This window comes from Embleya hyalina, assembly GCF_003967355.1.
In the GTDB taxonomy this organism is placed as follows: Bacteria; Actinomycetota; Actinomycetes; order Streptomycetales; family Streptomycetaceae; genus Embleya; species Embleya hyalina.
Map to the genome: position 1 here is coordinate 37,545 of NZ_BIFH01000025.1, position 22,978 is coordinate 60,522.

At 70.9% G+C, this 22,978-nt stretch carries 19 protein-coding genes and 3 riboswitches; of the genes, 9 read left to right on the forward strand and 10 right to left on the reverse strand.

Annotated features, from left to right (window positions below):
* Nucleotides 1-597: 597 nt before the first annotated feature.
* Nucleotides 598-807 carry a hypothetical protein gene (locus EMA17_RS26575; protein ID WP_503826239.1) on the reverse strand — a complete coding sequence of 70 codons (210 nt, stop codon included), beginning with the start codon at nucleotides 805-807 and terminating at the stop codon, nucleotides 598-600.
* A 126-nt stretch (nucleotides 808-933) separates the two neighbouring features.
* Nucleotides 934-1,007, forward strand: a riboswitch (cobalamin riboswitch).
* 185 nt (nucleotides 1,008-1,192) lie between these two features.
* On the opposite strand from EMA17_RS26575, the gene EMA17_RS26580 reads away from it, so the two are divergent.
* The 8 genes from EMA17_RS26580 to EMA17_RS26610 all read left to right on the forward strand — a co-directional run bounded on the left by EMA17_RS26580 (nucleotide 1,193) and on the right by EMA17_RS26610 (nucleotide 11,801).
* Nucleotides 1,193-1,726, forward strand: coding sequence for a flagellar hook-length control protein FliK (locus EMA17_RS26580; RefSeq protein WP_126639662.1), 534 nt, complete (start codon nucleotides 1,193-1,195; stop codon nucleotides 1,724-1,726).
* A 225-nt stretch (nucleotides 1,727-1,951) separates the two neighbouring features.
* Nucleotides 1,952-2,171: riboswitch (cobalamin riboswitch) on the forward strand.
* Between the two features lie 158 nt (nucleotides 2,172-2,329).
* Nucleotides 2,330-4,654: a 5-methyltetrahydropteroyltriglutamate--homocysteine S-methyltransferase gene (metE, locus tag EMA17_RS26585; protein WP_126639663.1), complete on the forward strand. Its 2,325-nt coding sequence runs from the start codon at nucleotides 2,330-2,332 to the stop codon at nucleotides 4,652-4,654.
* 281 nt (nucleotides 4,655-4,935) lie between these two features.
* Nucleotides 4,936-5,058, forward strand: coding sequence for a hypothetical protein (locus EMA17_RS55440; protein WP_281290541.1), 123 nt, complete (start codon nucleotides 4,936-4,938; stop codon nucleotides 5,056-5,058).
* Nucleotides 5,059-5,253: 195 nt separating this feature from the next.
* Nucleotides 5,254-5,328, forward strand: a riboswitch (cobalamin riboswitch).
* Nucleotides 5,329-5,451: 123 nt separating this feature from the next.
* Entirely contained in the window at nucleotides 5,452-6,951 is a 1,500-nt protein-coding gene (locus tag EMA17_RS26590; protein ID WP_126639664.1) for a prenyltransferase/squalene oxidase repeat-containing protein, read from the forward strand.
* Between the two features lie 23 nt (nucleotides 6,952-6,974).
* Nucleotides 6,975-7,994 carry an SCO2322-related protein gene (locus EMA17_RS26595; RefSeq protein ID WP_218043060.1) on the forward strand — a complete coding sequence of 340 codons (1,020 nt, stop codon included), beginning with the start codon at nucleotides 6,975-6,977 and terminating at the stop codon, nucleotides 7,992-7,994.
* Nucleotides 7,991-9,223, forward strand: a complete 1,233-nt coding sequence (locus EMA17_RS26600) for a CbiQ family ECF transporter T component (RefSeq protein WP_246126910.1) — start codon at nucleotides 7,991-7,993, stop codon at nucleotides 9,221-9,223. Before EMA17_RS26595 ends, EMA17_RS26600 begins: the two co-directional genes overlap by 4 nt.
* A complete protein-coding gene (locus EMA17_RS26605) occupies nucleotides 9,220-10,905 on the forward strand; it encodes an ABC transporter ATP-binding protein (protein WP_246126911.1) in 1,686 nt (561 codons plus the stop codon). The genes EMA17_RS26600 and EMA17_RS26605 overlap by 4 nt, the downstream gene beginning before the upstream one ends.
* Nucleotides 10,902-11,801, forward strand: coding sequence for an ECF transporter S component (locus EMA17_RS26610; protein WP_126639666.1), 900 nt, complete (start codon nucleotides 10,902-10,904; stop codon nucleotides 11,799-11,801). The genes EMA17_RS26605 and EMA17_RS26610 overlap by 4 nt, the downstream gene beginning before the upstream one ends.
* 158 nt (nucleotides 11,802-11,959) lie before the next feature.
* On the opposite strand, the gene EMA17_RS26615 is transcribed toward EMA17_RS26610, so the two are convergent.
* From EMA17_RS26615 to aztB, 6 genes are all read right to left on the reverse strand, one after another.
* Nucleotides 11,960-12,736: an enoyl-CoA hydratase gene (locus EMA17_RS26615; protein ID WP_126639667.1), complete on the reverse strand. Its 777-nt coding sequence runs from the start codon at nucleotides 12,734-12,736 to the stop codon at nucleotides 11,960-11,962.
* Nucleotides 12,733-13,668 (reverse strand): 3-hydroxyisobutyrate dehydrogenase, encoded by a 936-nt coding sequence (gene mmsB, locus EMA17_RS26620; RefSeq protein ID WP_371863043.1) that lies wholly within the window; start codon nucleotides 13,666-13,668, stop codon nucleotides 12,733-12,735. The genes EMA17_RS26615 and mmsB overlap by 4 nt, the downstream gene beginning before the upstream one ends.
* A gap of 246 nt (nucleotides 13,669-13,914) precedes the next feature.
* On the reverse strand, nucleotides 13,915-15,135 hold the full coding sequence (gene aztD / locus EMA17_RS26625) for a zinc metallochaperone AztD (RefSeq protein ID WP_126639668.1): 1,221 nt from the start codon (nucleotides 15,133-15,135) through the stop codon (nucleotides 13,915-13,917).
* A 28-nt stretch (nucleotides 15,136-15,163) separates the two neighbouring features.
* Nucleotides 15,164-16,108: a zinc ABC transporter substrate-binding protein AztC gene (gene aztC / locus EMA17_RS26630; protein ID WP_126639669.1), complete on the reverse strand. Its 945-nt coding sequence runs from the start codon at nucleotides 16,106-16,108 to the stop codon at nucleotides 15,164-15,166.
* Nucleotides 16,105-17,376: a hypothetical protein gene (locus tag EMA17_RS26635; RefSeq protein ID WP_126639670.1), complete on the reverse strand. Its 1,272-nt coding sequence runs from the start codon at nucleotides 17,374-17,376 to the stop codon at nucleotides 16,105-16,107. The genes aztC and EMA17_RS26635 overlap by 4 nt, the downstream gene beginning before the upstream one ends.
* A complete protein-coding gene (gene aztB, locus EMA17_RS26640) occupies nucleotides 17,373-18,251 on the reverse strand; it encodes a zinc ABC transporter permease AztB (RefSeq protein ID WP_126639671.1) in 879 nt (292 codons plus the stop codon). Before aztB ends, EMA17_RS26635 begins: the two co-directional genes overlap by 4 nt.
* A 93-nt stretch (nucleotides 18,252-18,344) precedes the next feature.
* On the opposite strand from aztB, the gene aztA reads away from it, so the two are divergent.
* Entirely contained in the window at nucleotides 18,345-19,061 is a 717-nt protein-coding gene (aztA, locus tag EMA17_RS26645) for a zinc ABC transporter ATP-binding protein AztA (RefSeq protein ID WP_174861432.1), read from the forward strand.
* Between the two features lie 481 nt (nucleotides 19,062-19,542).
* Here aztA and EMA17_RS26650 read toward each other — a convergent pair whose 3' ends face one another.
* The 3 genes from EMA17_RS26650 to EMA17_RS26660 are packed head-to-tail and all read right to left on the reverse strand — an operon-like array spanning nucleotide 19,543 to nucleotide 22,632.
* The gene (locus EMA17_RS26650; RefSeq protein WP_126639672.1) at nucleotides 19,543-20,382 is read right to left on the reverse strand and encodes a carbohydrate ABC transporter permease; all 840 of its coding nucleotides are present in this window, start codon (nucleotides 20,380-20,382) and stop codon (nucleotides 19,543-19,545) included.
* Nucleotides 20,379-21,368, reverse strand: a complete 990-nt coding sequence (locus EMA17_RS26655; protein ID WP_126639673.1) for a carbohydrate ABC transporter permease — start codon at nucleotides 21,366-21,368, stop codon at nucleotides 20,379-20,381. Before EMA17_RS26655 ends, EMA17_RS26650 begins: the two co-directional genes overlap by 4 nt.
* On the reverse strand, nucleotides 21,346-22,632 hold the full coding sequence (locus EMA17_RS26660; protein WP_246126913.1) for an extracellular solute-binding protein: 1,287 nt from the start codon (nucleotides 22,630-22,632) through the stop codon (nucleotides 21,346-21,348). Before EMA17_RS26660 ends, EMA17_RS26655 begins: the two co-directional genes overlap by 23 nt.
* Between the last annotated feature and the right edge of the window lie 346 nt (nucleotides 22,633-22,978).

Genomic DNA, 22,978 nt, shown 5'->3' on the forward strand with positions numbered 1-22,978 from the left:
ATGGCGCCGTTCCTCGGGGAAAGCCGGTCGAAACCCGGCACTGTCCCGCAACCGTAGGCGCTCCGTACCACCGGGCAACCGGGCGGCGGGGTGCGAGTCGGATTGCCCGTGGTCCGGTGTTTTCGTCGAGATCCGTCGTGGACTGCGGACAGCGAAGAGCCCGGACGACCGGCTGCCGTCGGTTCGCTGGCCGCTTCCTCTGCCACGATCCTGGTGGGGAAGGAACGGCCGTGAGTACGTCTGCCGGACACGCGAAATCGGCGCCCCTACCGCGCGAATCCCCCATCGATCGTCGTACCGCCATGACCGGCGCGGTACTGACGGCGATTCTCCTGCTCCTGAGCCTCGTCGGCGCCCTTCCGGCGCGCGCCAGCGGTCTCGAAGCCTGTCCGTCGGGCAATCGGGCCGGTCTGGTGCTGGACTTCGGCGCCGTCGACGACCCGCTCGCCGGCCCCCGCCCCGTCCCGGCGCTGACCTCGACCTGTGTAACGCCGCTGCGCGCTGCGGGCGGTGCCTCGGTCAGCGGCCTGGACCTGTTGACCCGCACCGGGCACACCCTGCGCACCAACGCGTCCGGCCTGGTGTGTCCATCGACGGCTATCCGGCCGAGGGCTGCGCCGAGACGTTGCCGGGCGGGCGAGGGTACGCCTTGTACATCGCGGACGGGTCGGCGTACGGGGCTCCGCCGAAGTGCACGAAGTCGCAGGCCAGGCCCCGTCGCATGGCCCGGTGCGCGGCGACCGGCGAGTCGAAGCCCCCGGACGGCGGGACCAGTGCCCGACCGCTGGTCCCGACACCGTTGGGCACCCACGAGGGTGACGAACGACATCGCGGAATCATCGTATGACCCGTTGTCCGACGAACAGGGCGTCTCGTACGCTCCGCAGGCCGGCTCTCGTCGAGTCGGCGACAATCGCATAGTTCGGAGTCCAGGGGAAGCCGGTCGAAATCCGGCGCTGACCCGCAACCGTAGGCGGTGGTCGACAACCACCGCGAGTCGGAATGCCTGGACTCGTACGAGTTTTATGGCTCCAGCTGTCGTGGACTGCACGCTGAGGCCCGGATTTCACGTCCGGCGATGTCTCGTCGGTGGATACCGGGGGTGCGCGGTCCCGAGAGGAACACCGCTCGGCCCGGTCGGCATCGCTCTCGCCGCTCGTGCCGAGACCCGCCACACGAAGGGGATCCGCACGTGAAGATTCGTGGAAACAAGGCTCGAATAGGTCGGCTGGTCGGGGCGCTCGCCCTGCTCGCGCTGCCCGCCACCGCCCAGATCACCGTGAACGCACCGGCCGCCTACGCCATCGACCCCACCAAGGGCTCCGCCGGCGTCTGCCCGAACGCCAACGGGGTGACCGTCATCGTCGACTTCCAGGAACTCGGCGGGGCTACGCTCACCCGCTGCGCACCCGGCGACCAGGCCACCGGTCTGGCCGCGCTGAAGAACGCCGGCTTCCAGATCCAGGGCACCAACCGCTGGGGCGAGGCGTTCATCTGCCGGATCGAGGGCAAGCCCGGCGTGGACACCGAACCGTGCGTCAACACGCCGCCGGCGTCCGCCTACTGGTCCTACTGGCACGCGCCCAACAACGGCACCTGGACCTACAGTTCGTGGGGCGCGAGCGCCCGCAAGCCCCCGCTGGGCAGCTTTGAGGGCTGGTCGTTCTCCAAGGACAAGACGGACACCACCAACCCGCCGCCGCGGGTGGCCCCGACGCGCCCGTAACGCCGGCCGATCCGCCCAAGGCCCCGAGGCAGGCTCGTCCTCGATGTCGCGACCGCGTTCGTTCCGCAGGATCACCGCCCGTGGGGACACTTCGCCCGGGACGAACGCGGCAACGCGTCATGAGGACCGACTCGATCGAAGCGACACCGGCCGCGTCCACACCTTCGAGGCATGCTCTCGCCGTCCGGCGCATGGACTGGGCTCCCCGAGGTGCCTCCGGGCGACTAAGCTGTCGCACGCAGTCGGTTCGCCCTGCCATCCGGGTAGGCGCGTCGTAAGAGGGAACCCGGTGTGAATCCGGGACTGCCCCGCAGCGGTGAGTGGGAACGACCGCCGTCAACAGCACTGGACCCGAGTCGGGTTTGGGAAGCGACGGCCAGTAGGTGTCCGCCCTTTGGTGGACGTGCCCACGAGTCCGAAGACCTGCCACTGCCCGTGCGCTGCCGCAGCGCACGGTGAACTCGGTGACCTCGTGGGCGGGTCGGCGGACAACCGGTGGGACACATGCGCGAGTGCGCCGACGTGGCCCGCGCGGTTTGTCGTCCCTTCGCGCCTGCGATCCGTCTCCGGGATCTTGTCGACAGGCTCGCGAAGGAGAGTTCCGTGACCACCAAGTCCGCAGCCGCGGCGGCACGCGCCACCGTGTACGGCTACCCCCGCCAGGGCCCGAATCGGGAACTGAAGAAGGCCGTCGAAGGCTACTGGGCCGGCCGTATCGATGCACAGGCGCTCCGCAACGCCTCGGCCGAACTGCGCCGCGCCAACTGGCGACGCCTCGCCGAGGCCGGCATCCACGAGGTGCCCACCGGCGACTTCTCGCTGTACGACCACGTCCTCGACACCAGCGTCGCCGTGGGCGCGATCCCGGCCCGGCACCGCGCCGCCGTCGAAGCCGACGCCCTGGACGGCTACTTCGCGATGGCGCGCGGTACGCAGGACGTGGCGCCGCTGGAGATGACCAAGTGGTTCGACACGAACTACCACTACCTCGTGCCCGAACTCGGACCCGACACCGTTTTCGCGGCGAACTCCGCCAAGCAGGTGGCCGAGTTCCGGGAGGCCGTCGCGCTGGGCCTGACCGCCCGTCCGGTGCTGGTGGGCCCGCTCACCTACCTCCTGCTCGCCAAGCCCGCACCGGGCGTCGCGGCCGACTTCCAGCCGCTGACCCTGCTGGACCGACTGCTACCGGTGTACGCCCGGCTGCTCGCCGACCTGCGCGCCGCCGGCGCCGAGTGGGTACAACTCGACGAACCGGCGCTGGTGCAGGACCGCAGCTTCGCCGAACTGGGCGCCGCAGCCCGGGTCTTCCGCGAACTCGGCGGCCTGACCGACCGGCCCAAGCTGCTCGTGGCCTCGTACTTCGACCGCCTGGGCGAGGCACTGCCGATCCTGGCCAAGGCCCCGATCGAGGGCCTGGCGCTGGACTTCACCGGCTCCGCCGCCGCCAACCTGGACGCGCTGGCCGCCGTCGGCGGACTGCCCGGGAAGCGGCTGGTCGCCGGTGTCGTGGACGGCCGCAACGTGTGGATCAACGACCTCGGCAAGTCGCTGACCACGCTCGGCATACTGCTGGGCCTGGCCGACCGGGTCGACGTCGCCGCCTCCTGCTCGTTGTTGCACGTGCCGCTGGACGCCGACGCGGAACGCGACATCGACCCGCAGATCGCCCGCTGGCTCGCCTTCGCCCGGCAAAAGACCGAGGAGGTCGTCACCCTGGCCCGCGGCCTCGCCCAGGGCACCGACACCATCGCGACACACCTCGCCGCCAACCGCGCCGACCTGGCCGCACGCAGGGCCTCCGCGCTCACCCACGACCCCGCCGTCCGCGCCCGCGCCGCCGCGGTCACCGACGCGGACGGCCGCCGCAGCAGGCCCTACGCCGAACGCGCCGAGGCCCAACGCGCCCACCTGGGACTGCCGTTGCTGCCCACGACCACCATCGGCTCCTTCCCGCAGACCGCCGAACTGCGCGCCGCCCGCGCCGACCTGCGCGCGGGGCGCATCGACGGCGCCGGGTACGAGGAGCGCATCGAAGCCGAGATCCGCGACGTGATCTCCTTCCAGGAGAAGGCCGGCATCGACGTCCTGGTGCACGGCGAAGCCGAACGCAACGACATGGTCCAGTACTTCGCCGAGCAGCTGACCGGATACGTCGCCACCCGGCACGGCTGGGTGCAGTCGTACGGCACGCGGTACGTGCGCCCGCCGATCCTGGCCGGCGACATCTCCCGTCCCGAGCCGATGACCGTGCGCTGGACCGCGTTCGCCCAGTCGTTGTCCGACCGACCCGTCAAGGGCATGCTGACCGGGCCGGTGACCATGCTCGCGTGGTCCTTCGTCCGCGACGACCAACCGCTCGGGGAAACCGCCCGACAGGTCGCGCTCGCGCTGCGCGACGAGGTCGACGACCTGGAGGCCGCCGGGAGTTCGGTCATCCAGGTGGACGAGCCCGCGCTGCGCGAGACGCTGCCGCTGCGCGCGGTGGACCATGCCGCGTACCTGGACTGGGCCACCGAGGCGTTCCGGCTGAGCACGTCCGGCGTACGCACGGCGACCCAGATCCACACGCACATGTGCTACGCCGAGTTCGGCGACATCGTGCAGGCCATCGACGACCTCGACGCCGACGTGATCAGCCTGGAGGCCGCCCGCTCGCACATGCAGGTCGCGGGCGAACTCGCCGCCCACAGCTACCCGCGCGAGGCCGGACCCGGCGTGTACGACATCCACTCCCCGCGCGTTCCCGGCACGGACGAGGTGGTGGGCCTGCTCCGCAAGGGCCTGGCCGCGATCCCCGCCGAACGCCTGTGGGTCAACCCGGACTGCGGCCTCAAGACCCGCGGCTGGCCCGAGGTCCGCACCTCGCTGGAGAACCTGGTCGCGGCGGCCCGGGAGGTGCGCACGACGCTGCCGAACACGACCTCTTGACCCGAGCTCGCCGGGGTGGGCGCACGTGCTCCCACCCCGACGACTCGGCCGCGGCACGTGGGCTTCGGACAGCAGACCGGATCGATGCGGGGGACCACCGACGAACCGATCGAAAGGATCGACTACCTCATGGGACCGCAACGCACGGACGGATCCCGGCTGATCCGCGACCCGCGCACCAACCCCGGCCCGAGTCCGGGAGGCGCCGCCACGCCGACGAACACCGGGGCGAGTGCGGGGGGTTCGTCCGGCGGGTCGGGTCGGGACGCGGTGGCGGCGGATTGGCCTTCAGCGGCACCAACGCGTCGACGTTGGTCCTGATATCGCTGATCCTGCTCACGATCGGTGGCGGCGTCTTCGTCGCGACCCGGCATCGCAAGGGTGCCTACGTGCGACGGCACTGAGCATCGGGCTGGGTGGTGGGCCGGTCCGTACCGCCACCCATCCGTAAGCCCCTCCTTCCCGTTGCCTGAGGTCCGTCATCGTGACGAACGGCACGAGGGATTGCGCACTCATCCTGTTGTCCGACGGCTGGAATGTTCCGTATGCTCCGCACGCCGAGTCGTATCGGCATTCCAATTCCATAGTTCGAAGCTCAGGGGAAGCCGGTCGAAATCCGGCGCTGACCCGCAACCGTAGGCGGTGGCCGCGAGGCCGCCGCGAGTCGGAATACCTGGGTACGTACGAATTTTGCTGGCTCCAGCTGTCGTGGACTACACGCTGAAGCCCGGACCGCCCGACCGGCGTCGTGCCGTCGGCGAGCCCCGGGACGCGTTGGTCTCGGAAGGGTCCCACCGATGTCCTGGCTCACTGTGCGAAAGTCCGGCGCCGTCGCGGTCTGCGGCGCGATCCTGGTCGCGGCCTCCCCCGTCTTCTCCGCCTCGGCCGATGCCGCGAACCCGTATGCCGCATCGGCCGCGGCGGCGGCGAAGTGGCAGGCCGGGGAGCTGGTGGACGGGGGTATACCCGGGTTCTCCGGTGCGGACTGGGGCCTGACCATCGACACCATGATGGCGCTGGCCGCCACCCGTTCGCAGCCTGCCGCGCTCGGCGCGGCGGCGGATGCGGTGGCCGCGAACATCCGCAAGTACAACAGCGCCGAGGAGTGGGGCATGCCCGGCTCACGGATCGCGGGGGCGACCGCGAAGGTGTTGTTCGCCTCGGTCGTCGCGGGCCGCGAGCCGACCGCGTTCGGCGGGCTGGACATGCGCGCGGAAACACTCGACCTGATCGCCAGCGCGGATGCCGGCGACGACGTGGGCCGGATCCGGGACAAGCTCACCGGCAGCCCCGACTCCGGCAACGCGTTCGGTCAATCGCTCGCCGTGCTCGGCCTGGCCCGCAGCGGCGGAGTACCGCAGACCGCCGTGGACTTCCTGATCAAGCAGCAGTGCCCGAGCGGCGGCTTCCGGCTGTTCCCGGGGCAGTTGGGCAGCACCGGCGCGACCTGCCAGGACACCCCGACCACCGTGCTCGACCCGGACTCCACGGGGATGGCCGTACAGGCGCTGCTGTCCGCGGCGGCCGAGAGCGGGTCGACCGGCGCGGCGGCCGCGGCGAAGAAGGGTGCGGACTGGTTGAAGTCCAAGCAGCGCGCCGACGGTTCGTTCGGCGGCTCGGGCCCCACCGAGGCCTCGAACACCAACAGCACCGGCCTGGCCGGGCAGGCCCTGCACGCCGCCGGCTACTCGACCGAGGCGGACAAGGCCGCAGCGTGGGTCGCCAAGCACCAGATCACCGCGGACAACGCCGGCGCCGCGACCAAGGACGTCGGCACCATCGCCTACAACGAGGACGCGCTCACCTCGGCCCGGGCGGAGGGCATCCCGGACTTCCAGCGCGACCAGTGGCGCCGCGCCACCCCGCAGGCCCTGCTCGTACTCGCGGACGTCCCCCTCGGTGACCTGGGCAAGGCGCCGACCGAGCCGACCGGGACCGCGACAAGCAGCCCTGTGCCGACCGGCTCCCACACCCCCGCGCCCTCCGGCTCGGCCACCCACACCGGGTCCGAGAGCCCGTCCGCCTCGACGTCGGCTACGCCCACCACGTCGCTCGGCCAGACCGCGAGCGCCTCGATCACCGCGTCCGCGACGAACACGACCCGGGCCGGCACGAGCGGCTCGGCATCGGGCGGCGGAAGCACCTCCGGCGGTGGCGGCACCGCGAACGGCGGCGGCGGAAGCCTCGCCCGCACGGGCGCGGAGATCGGCGGCATGGTGCTGCTGGCGGTCGGCCTGGTCGGCACCGGATTCGCCGTCCGCGCCGGCGCACGCCGCAAGAACGGCAAGCACACATGAGGCGCCTCGGACGTGGTGGCCGCATGGCACGCCTGATCACCGCCCTGGCCCTGCTCGCCCTCCCCGCCGCCGCTCGGCTCACGGTCGCCGCGCCGGCCGCACAGGCGGTCGACACTTCGAAGGGCACCCCCGGCTACTGCCCGGACGCGGGCGGCGTGACGATCGTGATCGACTTCCAGGAGCTGGGCGGTACGACCATCGTGCGCTGTGCCCGGGGTGATCAGGCCACCGGCCATGCCGCGCTGAAAAACGCCGGCATCGAGATCGCCGGCGTGGCCCGCTGGGGCGAGGCGTTCATCTGCCGGATCGAGGGCAAGCCCGGCGCCAACTCGGAGCCGTGCATCGACACGCCCCCGGCCTCCGCCTACTGGTCGTACTGGCACGCCCCCAACGGCGGTTCGTGGACCTACAGCCAGTGGGGCGTGATGAACCGCAAGCCGCCGCCCGGCAGCTTCGAGGGCTGGTCGTTCGCCAAGAACAAGACCGAGACGACCAACCCGCCGCCGCGCGTGGCTCCTTCGCGCCCGGCCGCGCCCGCGACGCAGGACCCACCGCCCAGGACGAACAACCCGCAACCGCCGGCAGGCAACGGAGGCAACCCGGGCAGCTCCGGCAACGGCACGACGTCGGCGGCATCTGGGGGCAACTCCGGTAAGACCGGGGGTGGTTCCGCCTCGACCGTGGGCGGCTCCAACGGGGCGAACGGGACTTCCACCTCGGGTACCGATCCGCTCGCCCCGGGGCCGGGTGTGTCCGGCAATCCGATGGAGGCCGAGCCGCCGCCGGCCGCCCCGGCGAGCGAGGTGCCCGGCACGGCCCCCACCGAGTCCGCGGCGCCGCCGGGTTCGGCCGCGCCGTCGGCGCAACCCTCCGGGATCACCCCGCAGGGCCAGACCTGGACCGGCGGCGAGGAGTTGGCCACGAAGAAGCGGGAAGGGATCCCGACCACGACCATCGCCGGCATCGCCCTGCTCGTGGCGATCTGCGCGGCGGCCGGGTTCACCACGTGGCGCCGCCGCACCCGCGCCGACGGATCGGGATGAACGTGCCGCATCCGAAACCCTCGCCGACCGCCGTCGCGTTCCGCCGCGGCGGCGGCCGGCTGCCCCGCACCGTGCACCCCGGCGCGTGGTGGTTGTGGGCCCTTGGCCTGGCCACCGCCGCGAGCCGAACCACCAACCCCCTGCTGCTCGCGCTGATCCTGGCCGTGGCCGGGTTCGTCGTCGCCAACCGGCGCAGCGACGCGCCGTGGGCGCTGGCCTTTCGCATGTACCTGTTCCTCGGCTTGTTCATCATCGTGATGCGGGTGTTGTTCCGGATCGTCTTCGGCGCGGGCGCGGCGAGCGGCCATGTGCTGGTCGACCTGCCGGAGATCCCGCTGCCCGAGTGGGCGGCGGGGATCCACCTGTTCGGGCCGGTGGGGCTGGAGCATGTACTGGGCGGGTTCTACGACGGGTTGCGGTTGGCCACGATGATCGTGTGCCTGGGCGCGGCGAACGCGTTGGCGAGCCCCAAGCGCATGCTCAAGGCGGTGCCGGCGGCGCTGTACGAGGTGGGCGCGGCGGTGGTGGTCGCCCTGTCGGTGGCGCCGCAGTTGATCGAGAGCGTGCATCGGGTGCGCCGGGCGCGGCGGTTGCGCGGCGGGGCGCAGAAGGGCATGCGGGCGCTGCGGTCGATCGCCATCCCGGTGCTCCAGGACGCGCTGGATCGTTCGCTCGCGCTGGCCGCGGCGATGGACTCCCGGGGATACGGCCGCAATCGGCATCTGCCGCGCACGATCCGGCTGGTGACCGGGGTGTTGACCCTGGTGGGGCTGATCGGGGTCTGTGTCGGGGTGTACGCCCTGCTCGACGGCGGTACGCCCCGCTACCTCGGCGTCACCATGTTGCCGGGGGGCCTGGTGGTCGCCGGTATCGGCTTCGTGCTGACCGGCCGGCGGATCGACCGCAGCGTGTACCTGCCGGACCGCTGGCGCCTCGCCGAATTCGCGGTCGCCGTCTGTGGCCTGGGCACCGGCGCGTTGCTCTACCTGACCAGCCGGATCGACGCGGGCAACCTGTACCCGTCACTCAGCCCACTCGCGTGGCCCGAGTTGGCCCCGTTGCCCGTACTCGCCTTGGCCGTCGGCGTGTTGCCGGCCTGGCTCGCCCCGCCGCCTCCGCTCACCGTGCCCCGCGCGGGCGTCATGCCGCCCGCGCCCGAGACGCCCGTTCGGCCGACGACCCCGGACCGGGGCGACGGCACCATCCTCAGGGAGAAGTCCGTCCGGTGATCGAATTCCGCGACGTCACCATCACCTACGCCGACGCACCGGCACCGGCCCTGCGCGATGTCGAGTTGACCATTCCCGAAGGGGAGTTGTGTCTGGTCGTCGGTCGCACGGGCGCGGGCAAGTCGACCCTCCTGGGCGCGATCAACGGCCTGGTCCCGCACTTCACCGGCGGCACGCTGCGCGGCAGTGTGCGCGTCGACGGAATCGAGACCCGCTCGCAACCACCGCGCGAGTTCGCACACCTGGTCGGCGTGGTCGGCCAGGACCCGCTCGCCGGCTTCGTCACCGACACGGTCGAGGAGGAACTTGCCTACGGTATGGAGCAGTTGGCCATCCCGTCGGCGGTGATGCGCAAGCGGGTCGAGGAAACCCTCGACCTGCTGGGAATCGCCGAGTTGCGCCATCGCCCGCTGCGCACGCTCTCCGGCGGCCAGCAGCAGCGGGTCGCGATCGGCTCGGTGCTCACCGCGCACCCGCGCGTGCTGGTCCTGGACGAGCCGACGTCCGCGCTCGACCCCACCGCCGCCGAGGACGTGCTCGCCGCGATCACCAGGCTCGTGCACGACCTCGGGATCACCGCGATCGTCGCCGAACACCGCATGGAGCGGGTCGTACAGTACGCCGACCGCCTCGTGCACCTGCCCGGGGACCGCACCGTCCGCGACGGCGCGCCCGCCGAGATCCTGCGGACCTGCGACATCGCCCCGCCGGTGGTCGAACTCGGCCGGCTGGCCGGGTGGTCGCCGCTGCCGCTGTCCGTGCGCGACGCCCGCCGCCTGGCCGCGCCGCTCCGCGAACGCCTCGTCGGCCACACACCCCCGGCGCCGCGCCCGACCGACCCGACGACCGGCCCGCTGCTGAGCGCGCGGCGCATCATCGTGCGCTACGGCGACGTGATCGCCGTACGCGGCCTGGATCTGGAATTGCCCGGGCAGGTCACCGCGCTGATGGGCCGCAACGGGTCCGGCAAGTCCTCGCTGTTGTGGGCCCTGCAAGGGTCCGGGCCGCGTCAGGGCGGCACGGTGGACGTGGCGGGCGTCGACCCGGGCCGAGCCGAGCCGAAACGGGCCCGCGCACTGGTCGGCCTGGTCCCGCAGACCCCCGGCGATCTCCTCTACCTGGAGACCGTCGACGCGGAATGCGCCGAGGCGGACCGCGAGTCGGGCGCCGAGGCGGGCGCGTGCCGAGCCCTGCTCGACCGCATCGCGCCGGGCATCGACGGCGCCGTACATCCGCGCGACGTCTCCGAGGGGCAACGCCTCGCGCTGGTCCTGGCCATCCAACTCGTGGCCGCGCCGCGGGTGGTGCTGCTCGACGAACCCACCCGCGGCCTCGACTACCACGCCAAGCGGCGGTTCGTCCGGGTGGTGCGCGAACTCGCCGACGCCGGAAGGGCGATCGTGTTGGCCACACACGACGTCGAGTTCGTCGCGCAGGTCGCCGACCGGGTCGTGGTGATGGCCGAGGGCGACATCGTCGCCGACGGCCCCACCGCCGAGGTCGTGGTGTCCTCCCCGGCGTTCGCACCCCAGGTGGCCAAGATCCTCGCCCCCGCCGAGTGGCTGACGGTCACCGACGTCGGCAACGCCCTTGCGGATACCGACGTCGCCCACCGGCAGCCCGACCCGTCGGTCTCACCCGACGCTCGCGCATCCGCCGCAGACAGGGAGCCCACCGGATGACGACCGTCACCGACACGCCCAAACGCAGCAACGCGATTCGCATCACCCCACGTACCGCGATCGTGCTCACCATCGCCTCCATCGCGGGTCTGGCGATGTTCCTGTGGCCGCTGTTCGCCTCCCCCTCGCCCGAATCGGCCGCGCACTCCGGGGACGCGCCGCTGATCTTCGCCGTCACATTGCCGTTCGTGGTCGCCGTGGTTCTCGCCGAACTCACCAGCGGTGGACTGGACTCCAAGGCGCTGGCCATGCTCGGCGTGCTCTCCGCGATCAACGCGGCACTGCGGCCGCTCGGCGCCGGCACCGCGGGGATCGAGACGGTGTTCTTCATGCTCGTGCTCGCCGGACGCGTGTTCGGCCCCGGGTTCGGATTCGTGCTCGGCTGTACGTCGTTGTTCGCGTCCGCCCTGTTGACCGCCGGCGTCGGCCCCTGGTTGCCGTTCCAGATGCTGGCCTCCGCCTGGGTCGGACTCGGCGCGGGCCTGCTCCCCCGACGCGTTCGCGGCCGGCGCGAGATCGTCATGCTGGCCTGCTACGGAGTCTTCGCCGCCTACGCGTTCGGCTTCCTGATGAACATGTGGTTCTGGCCCTTTCTCGCCGACTCCGAATCCATGGTCGGCCCGGCGTTCGTACCCGGCGACGGCATCCTCGACAACCTGCACCGCTTCTTCGTCTTCACCATCCTCACCTCGACCTTCGGCTGGGACACCGGCCGGGCGATCACCAACTGCGTCGCCATCGCCCTCGTCGGCCCGGCGGTGCTGGCCGCACTGCGCCGCGCCTCCCGCAAGGCGGCGTTCGAGGCGCCGATCGTGTTCGAACCCGCTCGGGCCGACGACGGCCCTACACAGGTCGGAACCGCGACCACCGCCAAGCAGACGAAGCTTGCTCCATAACTTTCGCGAACGGGAGCGGAGACATCGTGGTGATGCTCGACGCGCACCAGGCCTTCACCCGTCTCGCGGGCGAAAACCTGTGGATCATCGCGGGAGTGGTTGCGGGCATGCGATCGAAACGCCGGGCGACGGTGCAGCCGCCCGGCGTCCCGGTCGGCTCAGCGGTGGGTGAACGACGGCGTGCGCTTTTCGGTGAACGCCGCCATCCCCTCCTTCTGGTCCGCTGTCGCGAACGTGGCGTGGAACAGGCGTCGTTCGAAGCGCACCCCCTCGGCCAACGTGGTCTCGAAGGCGCGGTTGACGCTCTCCTTGGCCATCATCGCGATCGGCGTCGACATGCCCGCGATGGTCGCGGCGGTGGACAGCGCCTCGGTGAGCAGGTCGGCGGCGGGAACAATGCGCGAGACCAGGCCGGCGCGCTCGGCCTCGTCGGCGTCCATGGTGCGGCCGGTCAGACACAGGTCCATCGCCTTGGCCTTGCCGATCGCCCGGGTCAGTCGTTGTGAGCCGCCGATGCCGGGGATCACGCCGAGCTTGATCTCGGGTTGGCCGAAGACCGCGGTGTCGGCGGCGAGGAGGATGTCGCACATCATGGCGAGTTCGCATCCGCCGCCGAGTGCGTAGCCGGACACGGCGGCGATGGTGGGCTTGCGGACGTCGCCGAGGCGGTCCCACGCGGAGAACCAGTCGGAGAGGTAGACGTCCATGTAGCCGTTGGGCCGCATCTCCTTGATGTCCGCGCCGGCGGCGAACGCCTTCGCGGATCCGGTGATCACCAGCGCGCCGACGTCCGGGTCCCGGTCGAGCGTGGTCGCGGCGTCCACGACCTCGGCCATCACGGTCAGGTCGAGGGCGTTGAGTGCCTTGGGCCGGTTGAGCGTGATCAGCGCGGTGCGGTCGTGGCGCTCGACCAGGATGGTCTCGTACTCGGTCATGCGGGGTCGTTCCCTTCGCCTGCGGCGGTGTCGGTGTGCTGGTCCCTGATGGTGTGGATGACGGCGGAGAAGTCGCGGTCGGCGCCGCCGTTCTCGGCGAACGCCGCGTACATCTCGGCCGCGTGCAGACCCAGTTCGGCCGACACCCCGCCCGCGCGGATCGCGTTGGCGGCCAGCCGCAGGTCCTTGGCCATCAGGGCGCCGGCGAAGCCGGGCCGGTAGTCGTGGTTGGCGGGGCTGGCCGGCACCGGGCCGGGCACCGGGCAGTTCGTGGTCAGCGCCCAGCACTGTCCGGAGGCGGCCGAGGCGACGTCGAACAGCGCCTGGTGGGAGAGCCCGAGGTGCTCGCCCAGCACGAACGCCTCGCTCACCGCGATCATGGTGGCGCCCAGGATCATGTTGTTGCAGATCTTCGCGGCCTGCCCGGCACCGGGCGGACCGCAGTGCACGACACGACGACCCATCGCGGTCAGCACCGGTTCGATCGCGGTGAAGTCCTCGCTGTCGGCGCCGACCATGAACGTGAGCGTGCCGGCCACCGCGCCGACCACTCCCCCGGACACCGGCGCGTCGAGGGCACGCCGCCCGGTCGCGCGCACTGCGGCGTGTGCGGCGTGCGCGTCGGCGACGTCGATCGTCGAACAGTCGACGAACAGCGCCCCGGCCGGCGCGGCGGCCAAGAGCCCGTCCTGGCCCCCGTAGCAGTCCAGGACGTGCGCCCCGCCGGGCAGCATGGTGATCACCACATCCGCGTCGGCGGCGGCTTCCGCAGGGGATCCGGCGATCCGGACACCCTGGTCCCGGGCCTGTTCCAATGCCTGGGGAACCAGGTCGAATCCGTTGACGACGTGTCCGGCCGCGACCAGGTTGGCGGCCATCGGGCCGCCCATGTTGCCCAGTCCGACGAACGCGACGGCCCGGGTCGTCATCATCGACTCGCCTCCGCGGTCACGGCCGCGAAGTCCAACGCTCGCTCGGATGCACTCCCCCACCGCGGTTGCACCGGCCTCCCGACGGTCGGCCACGCCGCCTTGGCACACCCGGAGTGCCGGGGTTCGGCGGTTTGCCGGGAAGGGTCGGCGGAGATGCCCCGGAGCCGTTCGGCCCCGGGGCCGTCTTCCGGGCCCGTCCGACGGGTACCGCGTCAGCGGGCTGCTCCGGACACCGGCGGTATCCGTTCAGGGGCGTACCCCGCTGATTTCGTTGGGGGTGTTGGGCAGGTCGGTCGTGGCGTTGGTCCGCCCGGTGTCGATGTCCACGGCGTGCAGCTTTTTGGCGGCCGGGTCGGACACGTACGCCGTGCGGTCGCGCACGAAGATCGCGGGTCGGGGCTGTTGCCAGCCGAGCGGTTCCTGCCATGTGCCCAGGACCGGAATGGTGTTGACGACCTTGCCGGCTTCGGGGTCGATGACGTGGATTCGTCCGTCGGTGCCCAGTACGAGGGCTTCACCGCGTGGGCCTCGGGCCAGGGAGCGGGAACTGTAGCTCGTACCGGGACCGAGGTCGACGAGCCGCATCGTGCCGCTTCTCGTGTCGGTCAGGGATACCTGTTCGGGGCGTTCGAGTTCGGCGTCGGGGTCCTTCTTGTAGTCGCCCAGGACGATCGGCGACTGCTCGGATCCCGCCTGGGTCCCGATCCTGCCGTACGCCGTCGGACTGCCTACCTTGGTGATGGCGCCGTCCTTGTAGACGAGCAGGCCGTCCTGGCAGCCGATGACGACGGCCTCCCCGCGTGCGGTCGCCTCACCGTGTACACCGGGACAATTCTCGTTGCGGGTGATCTCCTTGTGGTCCTTGTCGAGTACGGCGATGCCGACGCGCTTCTCCTCGTTGCCGAGGGTGACGACGAGGCGGCCGTCGCTCAATTCGACGGCGACACCGTGATGCGGCGAGGGCGCGGTGTACGTCCGGCTCTTGGGCGTTCCGCGACCGAGTGCCCCGGAATCGAAGATCGTCACCTGGCCCGTGCCGTCGGCGAACAGCGCCGTCTTTCCGGCGTGTCGTACGACGTGCCCCGGTTTCGCTCCCTTGAACTCGACGTCCGTCATGGTGCGGCCCACCGCGTCCAGGACCCGGAACCCCGAGGCGGTGGAGACCATGATGTGCCGTTCGTCGCCGGCCGGGTTGACCCGGTTGAAGCCGTCGAGCCTCAAGTCGTCGACCACGCGCAGCGTTTCACCGTCGAGGATGTAGATGCCGCCGTCGTACGTCGCGACCACGGGTGCCGTGACGCCGCTCTTGGCCGCGGTGGTCAACTGGCCTCGCGCGGGTTCGGATTGTTTGTGGGTTTCGTCGTTGCCGCTGCCGCACGCGGTCAGCGCGAGGGAGCCGATCAGAAGAGCGGTCAATGTCGCGGCTTTCGTGGCCGCTTTGTCACGCGAGCGCCTGGGTGTCGCCATGGGTGCGTTCCTTCCGGTGGGGGTTGGCTCAGGTCCGACCGCGGAGAGCGTCCGCTATCGCGTCGGTGTTGGTGCGCATCATTTCCAGATAGGTGGCCGCGCCTTTTCCCTTCTCGGTGAGCGATTCGGAGAACAGGGCAACCACCGCGACCCGCAGGCCGCTTTCCTCCCTGAGCACGTTCGCCAGGCGTTCGGGCTGGGACGAGTCGGCGAAGATGGCTCCGACGTCGGCCTCGCGGATGGCCGTGGCGAGCGATTTCAAGTCCTTGGCGCTGGGTGCGGCCAAGGTGGTGCCGCTGGGGATGATCGCGCCGATGACGCGGAACCCGAAGCGCTGTGCCAGATACCCGAATACGTGATGGTTGGTGACCAGGTTGCGTTTGTGCTCCGGGATCTGCGCGAAGCGCTCCTTCATCCAGACGGCGAGGTCGTCGATCTCCTTTCCGTAGCCGGCCACGTTCGCGCGGACCGCGGTGCGATCGACACCCTCGACCTTGTCGACCACCCGCTCGGCAATGAGCCGCGCGGCTTTGCTCACCCGATGGGGGTCGGTCCAGAAATGCGGGTCGAGCGCGCCCGCCGATTCGTCCGTCGCGTAGGGGATCGGATCCACGGCCTCCGCGACCGCGATGGTGGCCACTCCGGAGTCCGCGGCGGCCCGCACGTGACGCAGGACGTTCTCCTCGAGGCCCAGGCCGTTGTAGACCACGAGATCGGCGCGCTCGATCCGTGCCGCCTGGCTCGCGGAGATCCCGAAGGAGTGCGGGTCGGCGTCCGCCTTCATCAGCACCAGCACGTCGGCCTGATCGCCGACGATCCGGCGGGTGATGTCGCCCAGGATGTTGGTGGTGACCACGACGCTGGGGCGGGCGTTGTCCCGGTCCGCGCATCCGGTCAGGCACGCCAGCAGGGTGAACACCGTGATCGCCAGCGCGGTTGCCGCGCCTGCCCGGGTTGCGGATGTGCCCCTCATCGGCCGGTCTCCACCATGTGGGTGGGCGTCAGGGGCAGAGAGAACGTGCGTGCCACGCGGAGGTCGTCGCCGTAGTCGATCTCGTGGATCTTCCTCGTGGCGGCGTCGTTGACGTAGGCGCGACCCGAGTCGATCTCGATGACCGGTGGTCGCGCGTTCTCGGTCCCGGCGCCCGCCGCGGCGGGGCCGGATGAGCGAACGGGGGCCGACAGCAGTGCGGTTCGAGCCGTTTCCGCCCCGGTGCGAGCGTCGTACGCCTTGAGTACACCGTCATCGGTCAAGGCCAACAGCGGCGCGCCGTCGGCGGCCGTGTTCACCGCGACGACGGGGCCGGTGGGCACGAGCGTCCAGGTTCGTCTGGCCACGTCGAGCAGCCACGCTCCCTCGGCGCCGGCCCGCGCGGCCAGCGTCGTGCTTCCCGGCCGGTGGTGGAAGTCGTGGGCGCGGTTCTCGGCGGCGACCGGCCGGCCGTAGGCGATCTTCTCCCCTGCGAAGGTGCCGCCTTTCTCGGTGACGAGCAGGGCTCCGTCGGCGCAGCCGAAGACCACTCCCTTCCGGGTCACGGCCACCCCACGCAACTCCGGACAGGGCTCCGCGATCGCGCCGTCCCGTACCCCGTCCTTGCCGCGCACCGCCACGACCGTTCCCCCGTCGGGAGCAAGTGCCGGAGTGAGGAGGTGTTCCCGATAGGGAACGGCGGGGCCGGGCAGGGTTCCGTCGGTGACAGTGGCGACGCGGCGGATGGTGCCGCCGTCCAGTGCGGCCCGGTCCAGGAGACCGACGCTGCCGTCCCCGAAGGCGACCGCGGTGCGGGCCGTGTCGCTGTTGACCTGTTTCGGCTGTGCCCCGGGGACCTCGCCGACGTCGCGAATGCGGGCCCGGTAATAGTGGACGTGGTCGCCGTGGTCGACCATCCACGCTCCGGTGTCGACGACGTGCGTGCGATCCGTCGTGTGGAGGTAGGCGAACCGGCCGTCGCCGACGATCTCGCGCACGCCCTCGACGCGCGCGGTCGGTGTGATGTCCCCGGTGGTGAGGTCGAGTACCTGCACCGCTCCGGTGTCGCCGTCGGCCACGACCAGGCGCGGCTGTTGCTCGGCCGTCTCCTGCGCTCCCTCGACGTATCCGTGCGGAACCGCCTCCGATGGCGTCTTCCGTTGTTTCGGCGACGGCTGATCCGAGGCGGATCCGCAGCCGGTCGCCAGGGCCCCCGCGGTGAGGACGCTCAACGCGGCGCATACGGCTATTCGGTTTCTCGTGGTCGTCATGACAAGGGTTCGCAATCCGTTCGGGCAGCCGCCACGGGAGCGGGCGGGGTCATGCCGCCGGTGCGGTTCAAGGCACCGGCGGCAAGGGCGGAGAGAAGGAACTGAAGGACCGCGACCGCGGCGATCGTGGCCCCGGCGGCCGTGCGGAGGTGCCACGAGAGAAGGAGACCGACGACGGTCGCCACGACTCCGCAGAGCGCGGCCCCGAGCATGATCGACGGAATCCGCCGGGCCCACGGAAGCGCGGTCGCGGGTGGGGCGATGAGCAGGCCGAAGACCAGCAGCGTGCCCACCACGTGGAACGAGGCGACGATGGCGAGGGTGACGAGGCCGAGCAGTACGGCGTGCGCGAGGCGTGGCCGCAGGCCCAGCGTCCGTGCCTTGCGTTCGTCGAAGACCAGGGCGACGAACGATCGATGCCCGGCGAAGGAAACGGTCAGGGCGATGCCCAGCGCGACGGCGAGATGGACCAGGTCCTGTTCGCGCACCGCGAGCACGTCCCCGAACAGGAACGCGGTCAGGTCCACGGCGAAGGACTGGGAACGCGAGACGATGACGACGCCGAGCGAGAGCATGCCGACGAACAGCAGGCCGATGCTCGTGTCCTGGGACAGGCGGGGAGAACGGCTCAGCACGGTCACGCCGAGGGCCATCACGCCTGCGCTGGCGGCTGCGCCGAGCAGCAGGTTGCCCCCGAGGAGCGACGCCGTGGCGACGCCCGGCAGCATGCCGTGCGACATCGCGTCACCGAGGAACGCCATGCCGCGCAGAACCACCCAGGTCCCGGCGACGGCGCAGATCAGAGACACGAGGATGCCGCCCCACAGGGCGCGTTGTACGAAGGTCACTTCAAAGGGCTCGACCAACCACTCCATGCCGGGAACCTATAATGAAAATGATTATCAAATCAAATAAGCGATCGGGTGGCGCTCGGCCGAACCGATCGTTGGAGCAGTTCGAGGAGTCTCGTGCGACCGATCCATCCGCCTTCCGAAGTGACCCTGCGCGGCATCTCGGCGGGCTACCCGCGCCGGCCGGTTCTGCACCGACTCACGGCCCACATACCGAGGTTCGCGACCACCGCGATCGTCGGACCGAACGGTTCCGGCAAGTCGACCCTGCTCGGCGTCCTGGCCGGCCTTCTGCCCGTGACCGCCGGCTCGATCGAACGGGCGGGTGACTCGCGCCCCGCCTTCGTCATGCAGCGCAGCGCGGTCGCGGAGACCCTGCCGCTCACCGTCCGAGAAACCGTGGCCATGGGCCGATGGGCGCACCGAGGCGCCTGGAGGCGCCTGACCGCACACGACCGGGCGGTCGTGGACGCCGCGTTGGACCGCCTGGGCATAGCCGACCTCGCGGCGAGACAACTGGGCCGGCTCTCGGGCGGCCAACGCCAACGGGCGCTGGTGGCGCAGGGCCTGGCTCAGGAGGCCGAACTGCTGCTTCTGGACGAACCGACCACGGGCCTGGACGTGGCGGCCCGGCAGCGCATCTCCGACGTGCTCGCCGAGTCGGCCGGCCTCGGCACCACGGTCGTCCACGTCACGCACGACCTGGCGTCGGCGCGGCTCGCCGACCACTGCCTCCTGTTGCACGACGGTCGACTGGTCGCGCAGGGCGCCCCCGAAACGGTGCTGACCGGTGCGACGTTGCGGCGCGTATGGGGCCTGCCCGACTCCCTCTGACGTGCGCGGGGTCGGTCAAGGCGGCGGCGAGGGTGAGGTGTCGACGCGCGCGACACGTGGGGCGACGGTCGGCGTCGGTGCCAGGGCGGGACCCCCCGATCACACACGCCCCCGGGCGCCGGAAGGGCGCGTCGGTCGGCAGCCCGTCGTCGGCTGCCGCGCAGGGGATCTCGCCGAGGGTGTCGAGATGGTTGGTGACGGAGGGGATCGTCTCGCCCAGGGACGCGAACGCCGGCGCGTGCGGGGGGGGTGGCCGTGCGCGATGCCGTGGCAGGCGGGGAATGCCTCGTAAAGGGCGAGGCACGCTGATCCCGGTGTCCCCACGCCGGCCCCGGACGCGGGGGATCGACACCGCGGCACGTGAACCCGGCGGTCCCGAGCCCGGGATCGAGACCGCCGGGCGCCTTCCCCGCCCCGGCTGCACGGCCGCTGCGCCCGCCACCTCGGCGTCCTCGTCGCGGCCTGGACGGTGTCGGCCGGCTCAACCGCGAACGGCGCCCGTGGCCAGGCCGGCCGCGATTCGGCGTTGGACGAGGAGGAAGGCGACGACGACGGGCAGCGCGGTCAGGGTGGCGCCGGCCATGAGGCCGCCGTAGTCGGTGCCGAAGCCGGTCTGGAAGGAGACGAGCCACACGGGGAGCGTGCGCTTGTCGTTGCCGGAGAGCAGGACGTACGCGAGCACGTACTCGTTCCACGCCTGCACCAGGCCGAAGATCGAGGTGGCGATCAGACCGGGGGCGAGCAGCGGCAGGGTGACGCGCCGGAAGGCGCCGAGTCGGCCGCATCCGTCCACCATCGCCGCCTCCTCCAGTTCCGGAGGGATCGCGACGATGAACCCCCGCAGCATCCACACCGTGAAGGGAAGGGCGAAGGCGAGGTAGGTGAGGATCACGCCGGTCAGGGTGTCGGTGAGCGCGAGGTCGTTGAGCAGCAGGTAGACGGGAATGACGAGCGCGATGAGCGGGATCGTCTGAACGGCCAGCAGGACGAGGATCAGCGCCCGGCGCCCGGCGAAGGCGAAACGGGCGACGGCGAAGGCGGCGAGCGTGCCGACGACCAGGGAGATCAGTACCGTCCCCACGCCGACGACGACGCTGGAGCGCGCATTGGCCCAGAACGTGTCCGAGCCGATCGCCCGCCGGAAGTTGTCCAGGGTGAACGGGCCGGGCCAGAACCGCGGCGGCACGTGCAGGATTCGGCTCGCGGGCCGGAAGGCGGTCAGGACCATCCAGTACACGGGGAAGGCCATGACGGCGGCGGCGGCCAGTCCGACGGCGTCGGCACGGCGTCGTCGACGACGCCGGCGGCTGTCGATGCTCATTCGATCTCTCCCGTCCGGAGGATCTGGCGCAAGTAGACCGCGGAGCCGACGAGCAGCAACAGGACGGTGACGACGGCGATGGCGGCTCCCGCGCTGTAGCGGTTGACGGCGAAGGATTCGATGAAGGAGTAGACGCCGAGCAGGTAGTAGTCGCGCTCGGGCTGACCGCCGCGCATCAGCCAGATCTGGCTGAACGCCCCGAAATCCCAGATCGTCGACAATGCCGCGACCACCACGAACAGCGGTCTGATCATCGGGAACGTGACGTGACGAAAGAGCGTCACGCCCCTGGCGCCGTCGACCCGCGCGGCCTCCTCCAGTTCGGCGGGCACCTGGGTCAGCGCCGCGTGCAGGGTGATGGCGACGAACGGGATCGCTCCCCAGACCACGACGGCGACGATGACGGCGAAGCCCTCCCAGGGATTGGCGAACCAGTTGTGGCCCTGGAAATCGGAGCCGGTGAACCGGCCGAGCAGCCAGTTGATCACGCCGTAGTCGGCGTCCGAGAGCCAGCGGAACACCGACGCGGCGACCATGAACGGCATGGCCCATACGGCCACGAGGACGCCGATCATCACCCCGCGCACCCAAGGGGAGACCTCGCGCAGCAGCAGCGCGAACCCCAGTCCACACAGCATGGTGAGCGCGGCGCAGACCACGGCGAAGGCCACCGTCCGGGCCACCACGACCCAGAAGAAGTGGTCCGACAGGACCACCCGGTACTGGTCGACGCCGGCCCAGGGCGGTGAGGTGCCCGCGAACAACTCCTTGCGGGTCATGTCCTGGAAGGAGAGCACGACCATGTCGAACAGCGGGTAACCCAGCACCAGCAGCAGCGTCGCGATCGTGGGCGCGATCAGCAGGTACGGGGTGGCCCGCCGCGCGATGCGCCGCCTGCCGCGGGGTCGGCGCGTGGGTGGGGTCGTGAGGGAAGCGGCGGGCTCGGCGGGCCGCACCGCCCCCTCAGTTCTTGTTGATGACGGCATCGATCCGCCCGTCCGCCGCCTTGGTGGCGTCCTTCACCGAGTGTTTGCCCGTGGCGATGTCCTCGAGCATCTCCTGGAGAATGTTGGCCTTTTCCACTGCCGCCCAGCCCGGCGCCTGTGGGGTGACCCAGCCGCGTGTGGCGGCCTTGGCGGCGGGTCCGTTGACGCCGTCCGCGTCCACGTCGGCGAGTTGCGCGGTGTTGTTGGGCAGGGTGTTGGCCTTGATCAGGCGTTCCTGTGACGTGCGGTCGGTGAAGAGCCGAATCCAGTCCTGGGCGAGATCCTGCTTCTTCGATTTCACGGGGACGGCCAGTTCGGAGCCGCCCAGGAAGGGCGGCAGTGGTCCGCCGGAGGGACCGGGGAAGGCGAACGAGGCGAAGCGGCCCTTCAGTTCCGGATTCCCTCCGGACTTCGAGTCGGTGGCGGCGTCGGCCTCCCAGGTGTTGCCGTAGAAGATCCCGACCTTGCCCTGGCCGACGACGGCCGGCTCGTCGCTGTTGTCCTTGGCGCGGTCGCCCACGTAGTAGGCGTCGATCAGGTCCTTCCACGCCTGGAGTCCCTGGACGGATCGGGGACCGGACAACGTGCTCTGCCAGCGGCCGTCCTTCTTGACGGCGATCTCGCCGCCGGCGTCCTTGACGAAGGCCAGCGCGGCGTACCAGTAGCGACCGGGCATGTAGAGCGCGGAGAAGGCGCGGTCCTCGGTGCCGAACTTCGCCTTGAGCGCGTCGAGTCCGGCGATCAGTTCGGGATAGGTGGTGGGCGCCTTCGTCACGCCGACCCGTTGGAGGAGGTCGGTGCGGGAGATCCCGACCCGGGCGCCGACGTAGTACGGCACACAGTAGACCTTGCCGTTGTACTCACAGGGTTCGCGCAGAGCACCGAGCCACTCGCCGGCGTGGTCGAACCTCGCGGGATCGACGGGCGCGAACGCGTTGTTGACGATGTAGTTGACGGTCTCGCTGTTGCCCATCTCCACGACGTCCGGCACGTTGTGCCCGGCCAGCGCGGCGTCCAGTTTCAGGTTCTTGCTGGTCCACTGCTGGTACTCGACAGTGACGTCCGTGCCCGGATGAGCTTGTTCGAACCGGGCGTTGACGGACCTCACCAGGTCCGGCCAGCTCTCCTGGGCGTCGACGGTGAGCCATACGGTGAGTTTCCCCGAGCCCTTCGCGGCACCGCCGCCACCGGAACACCCGGACACACTCGCGAGCACCACCAGGGTCGAGACGACCGCGACCAGCCCCCGTAATCCACTTGTCACTTCGGTTCCCCTTCTCGTCGGCTGCCGGTCGCGGTTACCCCGGTGGGAATCGACTCACGCTGCCGGTGCGGACCTTCGGCCAATACCGGCAACTCCCGACGGCTCCCGACGGCTTCCGGCAATCGACGCCGCACGAGTCCGGGTTCGTCGACACGTCGCATCGTCGCGGCCTCCCCCGCGAGCGGCGATCCTTGTGGGCGAGGGCCTTTCCTGGGGTCCACACATCCGCTTCGCCGCGTGGTACGCGGTCTGTGTCCCGCAACGGACGACGTCGCGCGGACCTCCGGCGAAGCGAAGGCCGGTTGCCCGTGGAGGCGTCCGTCCGATTGCTCGCCGGAGATAACCA

Bases quoted from the DNA above. Each gene is read 5' to 3' on its own strand.
- EMA17_RS26590 (WP_126639664.1), top strand. From the start codon at position 5,452: ATGTCCTGGCTCACTGTGCGAAAGTCCGGCGCCGTCGCGGTCTGCGGC.
- EMA17_RS26595 (WP_218043060.1), top strand. From the start codon at position 6,975: ATGGCACGCCTGATCACCGCCCTGGCCCTGCTCGCCCTCCCCGCCGCC.
- EMA17_RS26600 (WP_246126910.1), top strand. From the start codon at position 7,991: ATGAACGTGCCGCATCCGAAACCCTCGCCGACCGCCGTCGCGTTCCGC.
- EMA17_RS26610 (WP_126639666.1), top strand. From the start codon at position 10,902: ATGACGACCGTCACCGACACGCCCAAACGCAGCAACGCGATTCGCATC.
- EMA17_RS26615 (WP_126639667.1), bottom strand. From the start codon at position 12,736: ATGACCGAGTACGAGACCATCCTGGTCGAGCGCCACGACCGCACCGCG.
- mmsB (WP_371863043.1), bottom strand. From the start codon at position 13,668: ATGATGACGACCCGGGCCGTCGCGTTCGTCGGACTGGGCAACATGGGC.
- aztD (WP_126639668.1), bottom strand. From the start codon at position 15,135: ATGGCGACACCCAGGCGCTCGCGTGACAAAGCGGCCACGAAAGCCGCG.
- aztC (WP_126639669.1), bottom strand. From the start codon at position 16,108: ATGAGGGGCACATCCGCAACCCGGGCAGGCGCGGCAACCGCGCTGGCG.
- EMA17_RS26635 (WP_126639670.1), bottom strand. From the start codon at position 17,376: ATGACGACCACGAGAAACCGAATAGCCGTATGCGCCGCGTTGAGCGTC.
- aztB (WP_126639671.1), bottom strand. From the start codon at position 18,251: ATGGAGTGGTTGGTCGAGCCCTTTGAAGTGACCTTCGTACAACGCGCC.
- EMA17_RS26650 (WP_126639672.1), bottom strand. From the start codon at position 20,382: ATGAGCATCGACAGCCGCCGGCGTCGTCGACGACGCCGTGCCGACGCC.
- EMA17_RS26655 (WP_126639673.1), bottom strand. From the start codon at position 21,368: ATGCCGTCATCAACAAGAACTGAGGGGGCGGTGCGGCCCGCCGAGCCC.